General features: G+C 40.0%; 8 protein-coding genes. All 8 read left to right on the plus strand.

Going from position 1 to position 18,624, the window contains the following annotated elements:
* Positions 1–1,039 precede the first annotated feature (1,039 nt).
* A complete protein-coding gene (locus ABZB17_RS00005) occupies positions 1,040–4,285 on the plus strand; it encodes a glycosyl hydrolase (RefSeq protein WP_372647249.1) in 3,246 nt (1,081 codons plus the stop codon).
* 26 nt (positions 4,286–4,311) lie between these two features.
* On the plus strand, positions 4,312–6,252 hold the full coding sequence (locus ABZB17_RS00010) for a glycoside hydrolase family 97 protein (protein WP_372647250.1): 1,941 nt from the start codon (positions 4,312–4,314) through the stop codon (positions 6,250–6,252).
* A 9-nt stretch (positions 6,253–6,261) separates the two neighbouring features.
* Complete coding sequence (locus ABZB17_RS00015; RefSeq protein WP_372647251.1) at positions 6,262–7,107, plus strand: hypothetical protein; 846 nt, start codon at positions 6,262–6,264, stop codon at positions 7,105–7,107.
* 33 nt (positions 7,108–7,140) lie between these two features.
* Positions 7,141–8,151: an NAD(P)-dependent oxidoreductase gene (locus ABZB17_RS00020; RefSeq protein WP_372647252.1), complete on the plus strand. Its 1,011-nt coding sequence runs from the start codon at positions 7,141–7,143 to the stop codon at positions 8,149–8,151.
* Positions 8,152–8,209: 58 nt separating this feature from the next.
* Positions 8,210–9,634 (plus strand): sulfatase, encoded by a 1,425-nt coding sequence (locus ABZB17_RS00025; protein WP_319503372.1) that lies wholly within the window; start codon positions 8,210–8,212, stop codon positions 9,632–9,634.
* 111 nt (positions 9,635–9,745) lie between these two features.
* Positions 9,746–11,224, plus strand: a complete 1,479-nt coding sequence (locus tag ABZB17_RS00030) for a sulfatase (protein WP_372647253.1) — start codon at positions 9,746–9,748, stop codon at positions 11,222–11,224.
* A 99-nt stretch (positions 11,225–11,323) separates the two neighbouring features.
* Positions 11,324–15,307, plus strand: a complete 3,984-nt coding sequence (locus ABZB17_RS00035) for a two-component regulator propeller domain-containing protein (RefSeq protein ID WP_372647254.1) — start codon at positions 11,324–11,326, stop codon at positions 15,305–15,307.
* A 174-nt stretch (positions 15,308–15,481) separates the two neighbouring features.
* Positions 15,482–18,598, plus strand: a complete 3,117-nt coding sequence (locus ABZB17_RS00040) for a SusC/RagA family TonB-linked outer membrane protein (RefSeq protein ID WP_372647255.1) — start codon at positions 15,482–15,484, stop codon at positions 18,596–18,598.
* Positions 18,599–18,624: the final 26 nt, after the last annotated feature.

Below are 18,624 nucleotides of genomic sequence, written 5' to 3' on the forward strand. Positions count from 1 at the left end.
ACTCTTTGGGCTAAACCAAAGAGTAGAATCCGGCTGATAAGCCAAAAGTAATCTGCTTATGGTAGGTGACTTGGCTCAATACTGAAACGTCTGGAGAGAGATTCTTTTTTTCTTCTCCACCGGATTTTCAATGAGATCCGTCCTTAACAGGATGTATTTAGAAATGGAAAAACAAAAAAGCCTGTAAATTATTGAATTTACAGGCTTTTGTTTCGTCGGGATACCAGGATTCGAACCTGATCCCATTAATGCCTTTATATCAGTTATTTACTGCAGTCTATTTTTTGCGGGTCACCGTTTAGTTCACATTTAAAGAACTTTTCTTTCTTGGTATAAAAATAGTTTAAATTGGTAGTTAGAGCAAAGTGTTCTAAATATAGTTCTTTAAAGTTTTAGCATAAATGTTTTGAATTGTTTTATAGTTCTATGATGTGCATTGGATTTAGATGAAGAAAGTTGTGATTAGAATTGATTTGACCGTTTAGGTTTGTACATTATAAAATCTAAATAATGGGGCTATTCTATGATATTGCTGTCAGTATATCAAATTTTGGGGTGAGATATAATGGAAGTTCAATATGTATATTTTTTGTTAGGAAGTATATTAGATGATATCATCAATATTGTATTTTTCATTACCAATGCTTACATGTTTTTAATTGTGAGAATACGTTCGATAAGTATGAAAAGTACGCCTATACAAGTTAATTGGTTAAAAGTAAACCTTACAATAATTTATTCAATTCTTTTTCCGGTCATAATAGGCGCCTGATATAATTAAGGGGAATAATCTAATGAAAATATTCTACCTCAAGGTATGTGGATTGATTCTGAAAACTGTTTTGAGATAACAGTTCACCACTATTTTGTATTTAAAACTGATTCGCTTGGGATTGAAAATTAGTGTATTACGTGAAGGGGTTTAGTCTACTGCCTTTGTTTGGAACAAAATCAAAAAACTTTGAATCAATAAAAGAAATAGTTCCATAACCATTTATATTTCTTTGGCATTAATTTCCTAAGTAGAAAAAATAAACAGATGATGAAACTACACCGAAGACTAATAGTGGTAATGTTGTTTATAGCGTTACTAAGCCAGGCTTGTTCCAAAAAAACAAAAATTGAACAGTCGCAATTTGATTCTGTTGTTGCCGGCTTTCAAACATCTTCTGATAACAATACCGTTTGGTGCTATTGGTATTGGATAAACGATGATATCTCGAAAGAAGGCATTACCAAAGATTTGGAAGCAATGAAAGAGGCCGGTATTGGGGCAGCGTTAATTGGCAACATCAATCCTGCAGGGGTTGACGGGAAAGTTCCTTTGTTTTCCGACGAATGGTGGGAATGTATGGTACATGCGGTAACCGAAGGCCATCGAATTGGCGTTGATATAGGTGTATTTAACTGTCCCGGCTGGAGCCAGTCGGGTGGCCCGTGGGTAAAATCTCAAATGGCAATGCGATATTTAACCTTTAGCGAAACAAAAATTACCGGCCCCGGTAAAACAAGGGTTCAATTGGTTCAACCCGCCGAAGAATTTCAGGATACACATACGCTGGCATTTAAACTTGCTGATAGCGAAACTGCTGAGATGGCTGATTTGGTGAATAAAATTGTTGCCCGTCCTGCCTTGAGTGAAATACCAAATATTATTGATGGCAGTTTTCAAACATCGGTTGAAATGAATGTGAAAGAGATGCCGGAAGTAGAATTTGAAATTAATCTTAAAAAGAAAATAACCGCCCGGCAGTTTACAATTACTCCTTCTGATAGGGTAAAATGTATGTGCAAGTTATTTGCCGAAGTAGAAGGGAAGATAGAGTTGATAAGCACTTTTAAATTTGATAGAAGTAATTTGGCTGAAAAAGTGGGGCCCATAGTTCTTGGTAAACTGGCCATTTCATTGCCGGATATTGTTTCAGATAAGTTCATTTTAAAATGTTCTGATTTTGATGGACGTCACGCCACTGTTGGTTTCTCTGAGATAAATATTTCGGAAACTCCTGTAATCGACCATTATATCGAGAAACAACTGGGGAAAATGTATCCAACCCCAACGCCCGACTGGTACAGCTACCAATGGGCTGCCCAGGATGAAATTGAAAACAATAAATTGGCGATAAATGAAGTTTTGGATATTTCTGAAAATGTTGATGACGAGGGAAGGCTTGATTGGGATGTTCCTGAAGGAAACTGGACTGTAATGCGCATTGGAATGGCTCCTACAGGTGCAAAAAACCATCCAACAGCTCCGCAGGGATTGGGTTACGAGGTAGATAAAATGAGTAGTGCGTTGGTGCAGGTTCATTTCGATAATTTTATTGGCGAATTGCTAAAACGTATTCCCGAAGAAAGCAAACCTGCATTTAAATATGTAATAGCCGACAGTTATGAAATGGGGTCTCAAAACTGGACCGATGGTTTTGGTGCTAAATTTTATGAAAAATATGGGTACGATCCCGTGAAATACTTACCCGTGCTTTCCGGACGCGTTGTGGGCAGCGTTGACGAGTCGGAACGCTTTCTGTGGGATTTACGCCGTGCGGTAGCTGATGATGTGGCCTATGAATACGTTGGAGGATTAAAAAAGGCAAGTAATACACATAACCTGCAAATCTGGCTCGAAAATTACGGACACTGGGGTTTTCCTTCCGAATTTATGATGTATGGAGGGCAATCGGATTTAATATCGGGTGAATTCTGGAATGAAGGCGCACTCGGAAATATCGAATGTAAAGCTTCTTCTTCGACCTCGCATGCTTACGGAAAAGGAAGAACTTCGGCCGAGGCATTTACTGCAGCAAACAAGGCTTATTTACGCCATCCGGCAGAGCTTAAAAAGCGCGGCGACTGGTCGTATACCGAGGGGATTAACCATTTTATTCTGCACCTGTATATTCACCAGCCCGATGATAGCCGGAAACCCGGGATGAATGCTTGGTTTAGTACCGAGTTTAACCGGCATAATACCTGGTTTGGTCAGGCAAATTATTACTTCGATTATTTGCGCCGTAACCAGCATTTGTTGCAACAGGGAAAATACGTTGCCGATGTATGCTATTTTATTGGCGAAAATGCACCGGTAATGACTGGCGTTCGCACACCTGAAATACCCGATGGCTATTCTTACGATTATATTAATGCCGAGGTAATTTTAAACCGCTTGTCGGTTAAAGATGGAAAATTTGTGTTGGTCGACGGAATGTGCTATAACGTAATGGTGCTTCCTCCCCTGAAAACTATGCGTCCGGAGGTGCTTGCAAAAATACAAGAATTGGTTGCCGAAGGAGGTGTTGTACTTGGCCCGAAACCTGAGAAATCGCCCAGTTTACAGAATTATCCCGAGTGCGACAAGGAGCTTAACGGGCTGGCGGCCAAATTGTGGGGAAGTGACTATACTGCAGGAAAGATGCAAAATAACTATGGGCAAGGAAAAGTATTTGATGGCTACTCGCTGGAACAGGTATTTAAAATTGTCGGAATTGAAAAAGACGTAGATTGTACTGATGCATCTGTTCTTTGGACGCACAGAACCATGCCGGGAATGGAGATTTATTTCATCACGAACCAAAGCGACGATGAAGTTGAAATTAATCCATCGTTTCGCACAGAAGGATTAAAGCCCCAGTTGTGGGATGCAATGACCGGAGAAATCCGTCAATTGCAGGAATATTCGGTAAAAAATGGAAGAACCCGAGTTCCTTTAAAACTTGAGGGAAAAAGAAGCTGGTACGTGGTATTTACCAATGCTGGCAATTCAGTGATTCAGCCGGCAAAGCAAACTAATTTCTCAGAACCGGAAGTGCTTGCAACTGTTGACGGTCCGTTTGATGTCGATTTTTTGAACAAAGAGATTGGCCCAAAAGAGAAGCAAACATTTGAGGTGTTAAAAGATTGGTCGGTTTCGGAAAATGAAGAGATTAAATATTACTCGGGGCGTGCAGTTTACAAAACAAATTTCACGATTAATGAACTGCCCGAAGGGAAAGACCTGTTCATTAACCTTGGAGAAGTGGCTGTTATGGCAGAGCTTAAAATAAATGGGAAGCTGGCCGGGGGAGTTTGGATTCATCCTTATCGGTTGAATATTTCTGAGTTTGTAAAACGAGGAGAGAATAAACTTGAAATTGAGGTGGTTAACCTCTGGCGCAACAGAATGATACGCGATAAAGGCCTTTCTCCTGACGAAAGGTATACATGGAACGTTATTGACGATATTAAAGTTGACGAAAAATCCCATTCTTCAGGTCTTTTAGGGCCTGTACAAATCGAATTTTTATAAGAAAATTATACATAAAATAGAACGATATGCAAACATTGCTTAAATCAACTGGCCTGATTGTTATTTTGCTCACCATTTTGGGTGTGAGCGCTTTTTCAAAAACGGTTTCTGTAAAATCGCCCAACGGAGAAACTGAATGTGTTTTAAACGTTGGTGAAAAGTTAACCTATTCCGTTTTATACAGAGGAGAAAAGGTTATTCTGGATGGAAATATGGGATTGAAGATAAAAAGTGGCCCTGTTTTGGGTTTAAATCTTGAAGTTGCCGAAAGCGCAGTTCAGGAGGTTAACGAAATGTGGAAACCTGTTCATAACCCGAACGAAACTATTTTGAACCACTACAACGAACTAACGGTAGATTTTGAAGAATTAAAATTTCCAGGCCGAAAATTTCAGGTTATTGTAAGGGCTTACAACGATGGAGTTGCTTTTCGATATATGGTTCCGCAAGGTGCCGACCGCCAAAAGTGCAACCTTGAAAATGAGCTTACTACGTTTAATTTTGAAAGCGATGTTACTTGTTGGGCTGCCGATTATAAGGGTTTTAAGTCGCACCAGGAAGGACATTTTAATAAACAACCATTAAGTGGATTATCGCCACGGGGATATTACGGCCTGCCTTTAACTCTGAAAGTTTCAGAAAATTGTTATGCCGCAATTACAGAGGCTCACCTGGATAAGTGGGCGGGAATGTATTTACGAACCTCGCAGCATCCAAAAGAGCTGAGAACTGTCCTGTCTAATATAAAAAATAATGGAGCGGAAGATAGGTTTATTTGTACATTGGAATTACCACACAAATCACCGTGGAGAGTGATAATGCTCGGCGAAAAACCCGGAGATTTGATAGAATCTGAAATGGTGTCGAACCTCAATCCGCCCTGCAAAATAGAAGATACTTCGTGGATTAAACCTGGTATTTGCACCTGGGACAGCTGGTGGAGCCGCAATGTTAATATGGAGAACGACGAAATAAAGAAATTTATAGACCTGGCAGCCGAGAATGAATACCCTTACATGCTCATTGACTGGCAGTGGTATGGCGAGTATAACAAACCCGAAGCCGATGTTACAACGTTAGCAGAGCAATTGGATATGCCAATGCTTATTAGTTACGCTAAACAAAAAAACGTAAAACTTTGGTTGTGGTTGTATTGGACAGATGTGAACCGTAACATGGAAGAAGCCTTTAACCTTTATGAAAGCTGGGGAATAGCTGGTGTAAAAATCGATTTTATGGCACTGGATGGATATGAAATGGTAGAGTGGTATCACAATACCGTTAAACTGGCAGCCCAACACCATTTAATGGTAAATTTTCATGGAGCGTATAAACCAACAGGAATAAGGCGTACATGGCCTAACCTGATGACTCGTGAAGGCGTATTGGGCAACGAGTACAATAAATTCACTTACAATGTTACACCGGAACACAATGTAACTTTGCCATTTACCCGAATGTTGGCCGGACCGATGGATTACACTCCCGGAGGATTTGTTAACGCGTTAAAAGGCGAATTTAAGCCACAAAAAAATACAATGGTTATGGGAACCCGCTGTCACGAACTGGCAAAATTTGTAGTGTTCGACAGTCCGGTTACTACGTTATGCGACCACCCTGAAAACTATAAAAACCAACCGGGTATGGATTTTTTACAGCAGGTAAAAGCTGTTTGGGATGAGACAAAAGTATTGCAAGGCGCGATAGGTGAATATATTGTAATGGCGCGAAAAAGCGGCAACCAATGGTTTATTGCAGGAATGACCAACAGCGATGCCCGCACGCTGGAAGTAGATTTGGATTTCCTTCCCGATGATTCGTATACCATTGATTTGTATAAAGACGGGGAAGCAACAAAACTTGATGCAACGAAACTTGAAAAAATGAAGTTGAAATTGCACCGGGCAGAAAAACTTAAAATCGAGTGTGCCCCTGGTGGCGGTTTTGTGGGTATTATTTCAAAATAATTGTTCAGCATGAAATCACTTAATCATTCTATATTACTATTGTTTTTAATGGTTACCACCCCAGTAACTGTTCAGGCTCAAAACTATAATTTTAAAATATTAACCGACATTAATCAAATTTGGAGAAACGAACTGCCTTCGGCCGAACGTATTAAAAGCGATGGCGTATGGTCGCTTCCCGGAAATTCTGGAGCTATTCCTTTAACAGAGTGGAAAGCCGGTTTTAACAAAATGGGGCCGGGCGTTGTGTTTACAGAAGAATACTTTGAACGATTTCCAAAGAAAGCATTTACTCCAACAAAAGAGATTATTGGACAGGATAATATTGAAATGGTGTGCATTTACGCCGAACCAAAGGTGGTGGCCAACGACCCCCATCCAACAACGATTGTGTTTGATGAGATTATTGACAGTGTAGCGCATGCTAGCGGTAAAAAGGTAATTGTTTTGTCGCGCAGTTATAGCATACCAAATTGGAAAAACGAATTGCTAAGGGCACTAAATAATGAAAACGTTGGCGGGGTTTGTTTTGAAGCACATGTTACACATACCAAAGAAATTGTTGATTTTAAAATAATTGTAGGCCTGCAATTGGCTTTGGACAGAAACAAACTTGCCTTTTTATTGCTTCCCCCCGATGGCGGCGCGGATAACAACTACAGATATGAAGACCATATGGAGACAACATTCAAATACCTGGATAAAGAATCGAATTTACTCCGGCATTCTGATTTTCATATTGTTGTAGCAGCCTATAACCGGTTGAGAGAAGATAAAAATACCACCATGCTGGGTGAGCGTAATTCAGTTGAAGCGAGCGTGAAGCGGCTTATTTATTTAAGAGATAATCAATAATCGGGGCATATTGGTGTCACAAAAAATCAGTAGATGGAGAATAGGAAGAAGATAAAGCTTACTGCCTATGAGGTGCGTGAAGATGAAAGGATTTTTTTTGAAGAACAGGCAAAGCTCCTGAATCTGGAAATTATTTATACTTCTGAAACTTTAAATCGAAAAACACTTGCTCTTGCCGGGAATAGCATAGCCGTTACAACGCTGGGGCAAAGCCGGATTGATAAAGCACTACTAACCTGTATTAAGCAAATGGGTATCCAATGCGTGGCTACACGAACTGTTGGGGTAAACCATATCGATGTTAATGCAGCCAAAGCACTGGATATTCATGTTAGTAGTGTAAATTATGCTCCCAATGGTGTGGCCGATTATACCGTGATGTTAATTCTTATGAGCCTGCGGAAATACAAGCAAGCTTTGTTTCGTATTAATGTTAATGATTATTCATTATCAGGTTTACGTGGAAAAGAAATGAAAGACCTCACCATTGGAGTTGTTGGTACCGGAAGTATTGGGAAACAGGTGCTTAAAAATCTGGCGGGATTTGGCTGCGAGTTAATTGCCTGTAGCAGACACGAAGCTGAGGATGTAAAGGATATTGCGAGGTATGTGTCGTTGGAAGAACTGTACGCTTTGGCCGATGTGATTAGTTTTCATGTTCCTCTTACCGATAAAACCAGCCAGATGGTAAATCGTAACAGCATTCAATCAATGAAAGATGGAGTGGCTTTAATTAACTGCGCCAGAGGTGAAATTATGAATATTAATGACCTTATTGAAGGTATCGAAAATCAAAGAATAGGAGCGTTGGCAATGGATGTTTTTGAGAATGAAAGCGGTATTTACCATCACGACCGGAAAAACGACATCATTAGTAATCGCGAAATGGCATATATCAGGCAATTCCCCAATGTAATTACAACCCAGCATATTGCATTCTATACCGATGCGGCAGTTCAAAGTATGGTAAACGGTGCTTTAGTTAATATCGTGTCGGCGGTGCATTACGGGGTGCACAAAATTGAAACTGTTTTGTCGTGTTAAAATAGTTTTGGATGAACGGTAAACAACAGAAGGAGTGGATAATTAAATATAAATAACGATGTTTTGTAGATTTTTGTGTTGGATGAAATTAAATGTGTTTATACTGGCGTTGTTAGGCACTTTTGGATGCTCCTTTTCCGGGCATACTGAAAAGCAGCCTAACATTATTTTTCTGTTAACCGACGACCAGCGCTGGGACGCCATGGGAGCCATGGGAAATAAAATAATTCAAACGCCTAATATGGACGACCTGGCAAATAATGGCGTGTTGTTTACCAATGCCCACGTGACCACCTCAATTTGTTGCAGTAGCCGCGCAAGTATTCTCTCCGGGCAGTACGTTTCAAGGCACGGAATAGAAGGTTTTCGTACTCCGTTTTCGCCGGCGGCACTTCAGCAAACTTACCCCATGTTATTAAAAAACAATGGTTATTCCATTGGTTTTATCGGCAAATACGGTGTGGGAAATCCGCAGGATTTTCCCGATTCGTTGTACCATTACTGGGGCTGCGATGCCTTGCACCAACCTAACTATGAGAACGAAGATGGAGAGGGGAACTTTATTCACTACACAGATATTGTAAGTAGCCGTATCAACGAATTTCTGGAAAGGTTCGGGAAAGACGAAAAACCTTTTTGTTTGTCGGTAAGTTTTAAGGCTCCACACTGCCAGGATGGCGACCCTCGCCAGTTTATTTACGCTGAGCGTTATAAAAAATTGTATGCTAATGTAGAATTTGCCTTGCCCGAAACTGCCGGTTCGTCGTATTATTCCTTCTTCCCACAAGATTTCAGGATACCGGTATTTAATGGCGTAGAACGACAAAATGAGGCTCGTAAACGTTGGGAAATACGTTTCCCCGATAAAGAAAAGTTCCAGGAATCGGTGCGTTCGTATTATCGTTTAATAAGCGGAGTTGACGATGCCATTGGAATACTCAGAAAGAAGTTGGAGGAAATAGGTAAAGCCGAAAATACAATAATAGTTTTTATGGGCGACAACGGTTTTTACCTGGGCGAACACGGATTGGCCGGAAAATGGTATGCGCACCGCGAGTCGGTTAAAGTACCGTTTTTTGTTTTCGACCCCAGAGCTGATGAAAGCCAAAGAGGAAAAAGAGTTGATGAATTTGCATTGAATATTGATGTGGCACCCACCATTTTATCGCTGGCAGGTGTTGAAATACCTGAAACAATGCAGGGAATAAATGCACTGGATTTGCTCTCACATAAAACACCCGAAAGGGAAATGTTTTTTTACGAGCACAACCTTGATATTCCGACAATACCCAATTCAGAGGCCGTGATTTCGAAAAAATACAAATACATAAAATACGCTGACCTGAGTACTCCTTTTGAAGAATTTTACGACCTGGAAAACGATTCTCTTGAAAAAGTAAATTTGGTTGGGGAGGAAAAGTATGCAGATGCAGTACAAGAGTTCAGAAAATACCTGGAAGTAATGGGCAACGAAGTGAAATAACCACACTTCGCTTAAAATAGGACATATCAGCAAATCGTTGACACAAATCAGCACGCTCTTGTTTTGAAACTTTTGTTATTTCACGGTTTAATAAGAAATAATAAAACTTCGATGAGAACAATTGTTTTAAGTTGCCTTTTACAAATTGTATTTTTGTATACTTCGTTTGCCCAAAATACAAAGGCACACGAACCTTTAAATATTATTTTTATTCTTGCCGACGACTGGGGCTGGACCGACTGGCAGATGAACGGGCGTAACGAGGGTTCCGCGTTTTACGAAACGCCTAACCTCGATAAATTGGCAAGCCAGGGAACATTCTTTTCGCAGGCATATGCACATCCGCTTTGTTCGCCTTCGCGTGCGGCTTTTCTTACCGGAAAATATCCTGGAGCCAGATTGCACATGCACGCTGCAATAACGGGAGCCAGCACATCGTATCCGGTTCTGCCCGGTTCGGCAGGCGCAGATACAAAAACTTGCTTCCCCGAATCGAAAAACCATTTACCGCTGGAGGAAATTACCATAGCCGAAGAACTTAAAAGTGCTGGTTATAAAACCTTTCAATTTGGCAAATGGCATTTAGGAAACCCGGACTTTTATCCCACAAAACAAGGATTCGACCATGAATTTGCAGTTGGAGGTGCGGGACCTGGAAGGGGTGGCTATTTTGCTCCGTATAACGGGCTTGGTAGTTTACCACAGGGCCCCGAAGGTGAATATATTACCGAAAGGATTACCGATGAAGTGTGCAAAACAATTGAAAATGTAAAAGACGAAAAATTCTTTATCTATTTCGCGCACTTCAATGTTCATTCTCCTTATGAGGCAAAAGCTGATGTGGTTGAAAAATACAGGCAAAAACTGGCGAAAGGTTCTTTGGGGAAGCATAAAAATCCGGTAATGGCTGCCATGATAGAAGCCTTGGATGAAAGTGTGGGTAAGGTAATGAATAAGCTGGAGGAACTGGGGATTGAAGGAAATACAATGGTAGTTGTAATGGGCGATAATGGAGGTGTGCACTGGACAAACGATAAAAATAATCCGGACATACCCGTTACATCGAATGAGCCTTTGCGAGCCGGTAAATGCTGTTTTTACGAAGGAGGAGTACGGGTACCACTGCTTATCAAATATCCGGGGAAGGAAACTGCCGGAACTACCGAAAATACGCCTGTACATATTATCGATTTTTATCCAACATTTTGTAATATCGCAGGAATTGAGATTTCGAAAGAAAAGGATGTTTGCGATGGGAAAAGTATTATGCCTTTACTAACAAACAACGGAGTGCTGGAAAAGCGGCCATTGTTTTGTCATTTTCCGCGTAAAAAGCAGATTGGCGCTGATGTTGGTGGTTCGTATATTCGTGAGGGAGATTACAAATTGTACCGATTGTATGGTTTAAATGAGGATGCTACTGATGCTTACGAGCTTTATAATGTTTGTTCTGATTTAGGTGAAACACGTGACTCGATAGGGTATTTGCCTGAGATTGCCACTAACCTTAAATCAAAATTGGCGAACTGGCTCAACGAAACAGGGGCTTTGATTCCCGTTCCCAATCCGCATTATATCAGGCCTGAATAGTGGTGCTGTTGTTGCGTATCAGCATAATGATAATTAATATGTGCAATAAATAGTGATGATTGTTTTAAGATAGCGTGTGCTTACTGGATGAAAAAGGTGATGAAAATAGCAGTAATACTTCTTTGTTTTTATGTTAGTGTTTTAAGTGCTTTGGGCACGAATGCACATTTCCAGAACATTTCTATCGAACACGGTTTATCAAATCTGAACATTAATACACTTTGCCAGGATAATCAGGGGTACATTTGGATTGGCACGCAACGGGGGCTTAACCGTTTTAATGGCTACGAATTTCAACAATATTATTTCGATAGAAACGATTCGCTGGGACTAAGTTCTGATTTAATTACGGCACTTTATTGCGACTCGGATGATTACTTATTTGTGGGCACCAACAATGGACTTAGTTGCTACAATATTCGGGAGCAAAAATTTATCAGGCGTTTTACTGAAATTGGAGCAAGATACATACTGGACATAAAAAAATGGAAAGGAGAGTTGTATGTTGCAACAGATAGTGGTTTGTATAAAGTATTGCAATCAGGCGAAGAAACTCTTATCTCCGAACGGATTCGAATTAATGTATTGTTTGTTGACAGAAAGAAGCGCCTGTGGTGTGGCAGCAACCGGGAATTGTTATTTGTAGAAAATAATTCGGTTGTACATGCTTTTACCGGAAATGAAGCTTTTCTGCATGGTCCAAACATTATAAATTCAATTTACGAGGATTACCAGCGAAATCAAATATGGCTTGGAACCAATAACGGAATTACCCTGTTCGGTACCGCAACAATGAATGCAGCAAAGAACTTGAACGGAACAACGCCTGATGGTATGCTTCCGGGGTGTAAAATTGAATTTATTATTGAGAAAACTGCCGGAATAATTTGGATAGGCACCTATAATTCGGGGTTGTACGAATACAATGTATCTACAGGAAAACTAGGTTTGTTAAACTCCGATAATGTTATTTCAGGCTTAAATTCTAAAAGTTTTTCATCAGTGTTGGTCGATAATTGTGGTAATACCTGGCTGGGGACTTTCGACAATGGTTTGGCCGTTAATTTCAAATATTTTAAAAACTTTAATCCCGATGCCAATCTAAATCGCCTGACAAAAAATAAGTTCATTACCAGTATCAGTTCATTTGGAAATAGTTCATTACTTATTTCTACACGTGGGGATGGTTTTTACACCTACAATAAAACAAGCGGTAACAGTTGTCATTATACAAGCGGGAATAGCGATTTGGGGAGCAACTTTTTAAAAAATACCTGCCTCGATAATAGCAACCAGGTGTGGATTGGAAGTTTGTCTGGAGTACAGGTTTTTAATCTTTCAACTCAAACATTCTATAACCTATCTCCTGAAATTAAAATTGGGTACTCCACTATTTTTTGCGATAAAGAGTGGATTTATTTGGGAATTCCCGGGCTTGGATTGATGGTTTTTGACAAAGACAGAAGCTTAATCTACCACATTGAAAAGTGTGGCCCCAATATTACAAAGATTGTAGAAGTTAATGAAAATGAATTGTTGTTAACCAGCTTTGGCAGAGGTGTTTATTTGTATGATAAAAATACTAAAAACGCTATTCCCCTTCATGAAAAATTTCCCGAAGTTGAGGGCTTAAACAGAATTGTTACGGCACATATTGACAAAACAGGTGATTTTTGGTTAGGAAGTTACTTGTGGGGAATGTATTGTGTCGACCCTAAAAACGGAACAATATCGAGCTTCGATAAAGGTACAGGTTTGCCCAGTAACGATGTAATCGGTATTGTAGAAGATGAATACAACCAGTTGTGGTTAAGTACCTCGTATGGATTGTCGCGGCTGAACAAAATTACGGGCACCATAAAAAATTATTTCATAAACGAAGGCGTTAATAATACGCAGTTTCACGAAAAATCGGCTTTTCGGAGCGATGATGGAATGATTTATTTTGGCGGAAATTACGGGGTAACATGTTTTTATCCCGAGCAGTTGGTTCTGCCCAATGTTGCTCCGCCACGCTTAATACTGGAAGAGTTACAAGTCTTAAACAACAGGGTTATGCCTTCTTCTGATAGTCGCATTCTGAAGGAATCCGTTTCATTTGCTTCAAAAATTACCTTGTCGCATAAAGAAAAAGAGTTCAGTTTAAAATTAACTGCATTCGACTTTCTCTCTTCAGAACAAGTGCAATATGCATACAGGCTAAAAGGTTTAGATAAAAACTGGATTGAAATAGGGACACGTCGCCTGGTATCTTTTGCTTATTTAAAACCCGGTACCTATACATTTCAGTTTAAAGCAAAATCAACCGATGGCGACTGGTCTAAACCATCAAAACCGTTGGAAATTGAAATAAGGCCAGCTCCCTGGTTTGCCTGGTGGGCATTAAGTTTGTATGTCCTTATTATTGCGTTAACAACATGGGGTGTTTTCCGGTTCTTGTTCAGGCTGAAATTATACCGCCATAAACTTGAAATGGAACAGTACGAGCATCAGCGCGAAAAAGATATCCAAGAAATGAAACTGCGTTTTTTTACGAATATTTCGCACGAGTTTCGTACGCCATTAACCATCATATCGGGGCTGGCCAAACAGTTAACCGATAGTAACAAAAGCGAACAGCAAAAAAGCCAGGTAATACAAAGCCTGCAACTTAACATTAAACGCTTGCTAAAACTGGTGAACCAAATTTTGGTATTTCGTGAGTTGGAGAACGATACCCTGGAATTAAAACTGAAAACGCAAAATATTGCAGTTTTAGTGGCCGATGCTGTTAAGCCCTTTGAATTTTATGCAGCGAAAAAGGATATTGCAATTCATTATTCAAACGTTGACAGTTACAACCTGGCGCTTGACGATGATAAAGTAGACAAGGTGTTGAGTAATTTAATAGCGAATGCAGTAAAATTTACGCCAACCGGTGGAAACATTAAAATAAGTTCGCAGATTTTAAATGCCAACCAGGTTAAAAGTGCTTACGAAACAGCCACGCTTCAGGAAACAGAAAGTTTTATACAGATACAAATTGCAGATAACGGGCCGGGAATTGAATCCGCTAATTTGAAGACCATTTTTCAGCGGTATAAAAAATTTGATTCAGAACAAGCCGATTATTCAGGAACCGGAATTGGCCTGGATTTTTGTCAAAAACTAATTGCCCTACACAATGGATATATCAAGGCCGAAAATGCGAAAGAGCGAGGCGCAGTTTTTTCTTTTGTATTGCCCGTAAATCAAAATAATATGGCAACCAGTCTTACTGAGGCGGTGGTCGAAAATGGCGGGGCGGTTTCAGTAACAAGTCAAACAAAAGAAATTATAAAAAGAAAGCATAAAACAGTACTGGTTGTTGAAGATGATGCTGAACTCAATCAGTTGCTTACCGAAAGTTTGAAGGAGTATTATTCAGTATTGTCGTCGTTTGATGGAAGTGAAGCACTCGAACTTATCGAAAATAAAGCAATTGATTTAATTGTGAGCGATGTAATGATGCCCAGCGTAAATGGCTTTGAGTTTTGTGAACAAGTGAAAACAAGTGAAAAATGGGCGCACATTCCTTTTATTTTATTGTCGGCAAAAACCGATATCGAGACCCAGATTTCGGGTTTAAACACTGGAGCCGATTTGTACATTACAAAACCATTTGAGATGAATTACCTGCTTGCAGTAGTAGACAGTCAAATGAGTAATCGCGAAAAAATTCATCAGATTTTTATGAATGGGGCAATGCCTAAATTCGAAAAAGATGAGCTCAATCAAAACGACATTCTCTTTTTGAAAAAAGTAAATAAACTAATTGAAGAAAATTACCGGAACACAGCATTTAATGTGGCCGATTTGGCTCAATTAATGAATATGAGCCGCTCTACTTTCTACCGCAAGTTTATTGGGCTTACCAACGTTACTCCCAACGATTATGTTAAGAAGTTTAAAGTGAACAAGGCCGTTGAGTTATTAAAAACCAAAAGTTATTCCATTGCTGAAACCAGCGAACTGGCCGGCTTTGCTACACAAGGCTACTTTTCTACTACCTTTAAAAATGAAATGGGATTAACCCCCAGCGAGTTTGTAAAGAAAAACGTGTAAGCAGCCTGCCGTTCATTTTTATTTGACGCAATTTTAGAAAAAAGACACAATTTTAGAACTCCCTTGTTATTTGAGACAATAACGTAAATAGTTGAACTTATTACAGACAAAATATCACTTCAATTTGTCTAGGTTCAAACCGTTAAAATAATTCAAAATCAATTTTATAGACTTATGAAGAAAACATTTTTGATGCTTCTCCTATTCCTTATATCAGTATGCGGATGGGCGCAAGTACAAAAGATTTCAGGTACGGTAGTCGATGAAGAAAAAAAGCCGATACCTGGCGTAACTGTTCTTGTAGAGGGGACTACTAATGGTACATTAACAGATATGGATGGCAAGTTTCAATTGTCTGTTAATAATTCAGAGGCATTAGTCCGGTTCTCGTTTATTGGAATGAAAACACTGGTTGTTCCTGTAAACGGAAAGTCAGTTATCGATGTAACCTTAAAACAAGATGTTCTCGGACTGGAAGAGGTCGTGGTAGTTGGATATGGTCAGCAAGAAAAAGCAAGTGTAGTTGCGGCCATTTCTTCCATTGGTGCCGACGAAATTGTGCGTACACCAACCTCTAACCTGGCAACCGGTTTGGCTGGTAAAATGCCGGGTTTAACTGTAATGCTCAAAGGTGGTGAGCTGGGTAACGAGGACATTAACATGTACATTCGCGGCCAGGCAACAATCAACAATACACAGCCGCTGGTATTGGTCGATGGTATCGAGCGTGAACTTACAACCGTAGATGCGTATGATGTTGAATCAGTAAATGTTTTAAAAGATGCGTCAGCTACAGCTGTTTATGGAGTAAGAGGGGCCAACGGTGTTATTTTGGTAACAACAAAGAAAGGGCAGGTTGGTAAACCCATTGTTACCGCCAACGCCAACTATTCAATGCAGTACGTTGAACGTTTGCCCCAACCTTTAAATGCTGTCGATTACATGACCGTGCGAAACAGCGCAATCGAAATGCATAATCAGGCCACCGGTGGCAATTCTCCATTAGCCTTTGAACAGGAACTAGTTGATAATTACACTGATTACATGGCTAGATTCCCAACCTATTATGTCGATCGTGACTTTTACGGAGAGTACATGAAAGACTATACTCCAATGTTAAAGACAAGTGTAAACATGAGAGGTGGGACCAAAAAAACCAAATATTTTGCAAGTATGGGCTATACCGGGCAAACCGGACCATTTAAAACCGAAGGATGGGACGAATATAACTTCAAAAACAGTCAGCGCCTGGATCGTTTTAACTACCGGGCTAATGTTGATTTACAGATTAATGATTTATTGAAAGTTTATTTGAACCTTTCAGGATATTTACAGGATAAACATGATCCAACAGTAAACGGAAGCTCTTCCGGATCAATTAATACTTATGGAGCCAATTATTCAACCTTAATGGCCCAGTTCACCGATATTCCATCAATTTCATTTGCCGATGTTAATGAATATGATCAGGTATTATCAGCTCCGGGGCGTAAAGATCGGGTACCTTTTGGATCATTAAACCGAACAGGTTACCGTACAGCTACCACAAATACCCTTCAAACTACTGTGGGATTAAATATGGATTTACCATTCATTACAAAAGGTTTAAGTGCAAGGGCGCAGGTATCGTACGATAGCAGGGCTACCCACATTAGAGGGTACCGAAGAACCTATGCTACATATATTGCAGTACTTGATGAAGTGGATGGAGAACAGGTAGTTGAATATGTTTCGAACAATGGCGATCCCGATTCTGATTTATCATCGGCACTAACACAAAGCTTTTCAACAAATTTCGATCTTGAAGGGGCATTAAATTATGCGCGTAAGTTTGAGCAGCATAATATTACCGGAATGTTGCTGTATAAACAAAGTCAGTCAGTTAATAACATTGATATTCCCCGAAATTATGTTGGTATTGTAGGAAGGCTTACCTACAGCTATGCCCGGAAGTATATGACAGAATTCAACTTTGGGATGAACGGTTCTGAACAGTTTGCTCCAGGGAAACGGTTTGGATTCTTTCCATCTGTATCACTGGGATGGACACTTACCGAGGAAGAATTTATGAGTAATGTTGGTTTCCTCGATTATCTGAAAATACGTACTTCTTTTGGCCAGGTTGGAAACGACAGAATGGGAGGTCAGCGGTTTTTATATTTACCCAACTGGACACAGGCCCAGAACGGATATTTTTCCGGCATGTGGAGACCCAATGGTATGCCCAGTGCTACCTACGAAAGTACAATGCCCAACATGGATATTACCTGGGAAGTTGCCAATAAATATAATGCAGCTATTGAAACCCGTGTTTTTGATTACATAAAACTAGATGTTGATGTGTTTTATGAAAAACGTTCGTCGATATTAACCGGCGTGTCGCTTATTCCTGAATACATGTACGGGCAATCTAATTTGCCTCCAACCAATGCCGGAGTAATGAGTAACAAAGGATTTGAAGTAACGCTTGGCTATTCAAAGTCGTTTAAAAACGATTTGTGGATAAACACCAGGTTTAGTGCAACTTTTGCCCGTAATAAAATTGTAAAAATGAATGAAACTCCACTGGACGACTCTTATGCTTATCCATACACTACAGAGGGATTCAGCCGTGGTGTAATGTGGGGCTACGATTGTTTAGGCTATTTCGAGAGTACGGAGGAAATCCAGAATTGGGCTGATATGTCGGCATTATCCACAAACGTTTTACCGGGCGATTTAAAATACCGCGATGTTAACGGCGATGGATATATCGACTCGAAAGACTTGATACCAATGGATTATCCGAACATTCCGGAGTGGAATTATTCGTATACGTTTTCTGCTGGTTACAAAAATTTCGATTTCTCGGTTTTGATTGATGTGGCCACCAACTATATGTATAATTTCTACGGAAGAGGCGTATTGGATTGGGAGAACCAGGAAATTGGAAGCTACAAAAACTATTTCGAACTTCATAAATACGCCTGGACACCCGAGCGCTATGAAAATGGAGAGAGAATTGAATACCCCAGGTTGCATCACGACGGAATAACAATCAGTAAAAATCCAAGCTCTTATTGGATGAAAGAAATGTGGTTTGCCCGGCTGCGGAACATCGAATTTGGTTATTCTATTCCGGAGCGTGCATGTAATAGTATGAAAATAAGTAAGGCTCGTGTATTTGTAAATGGCCAAAATATTTTCACACTCGATAATATGCCTTTTAAGTATTTCGATCCCGAGGTAACCAATTCATTGGCTCATCCTGTGCTTTCAACTGTAAACGTAGGACTGAATGTTACTTTTTAATTCTATGGACAACGCAAAAAATTGAG

Source organism: Draconibacterium sp., assembly GCF_041583095.1.
Classification (GTDB): domain Bacteria; phylum Bacteroidota; class Bacteroidia; order Bacteroidales; family Prolixibacteraceae; genus Draconibacterium.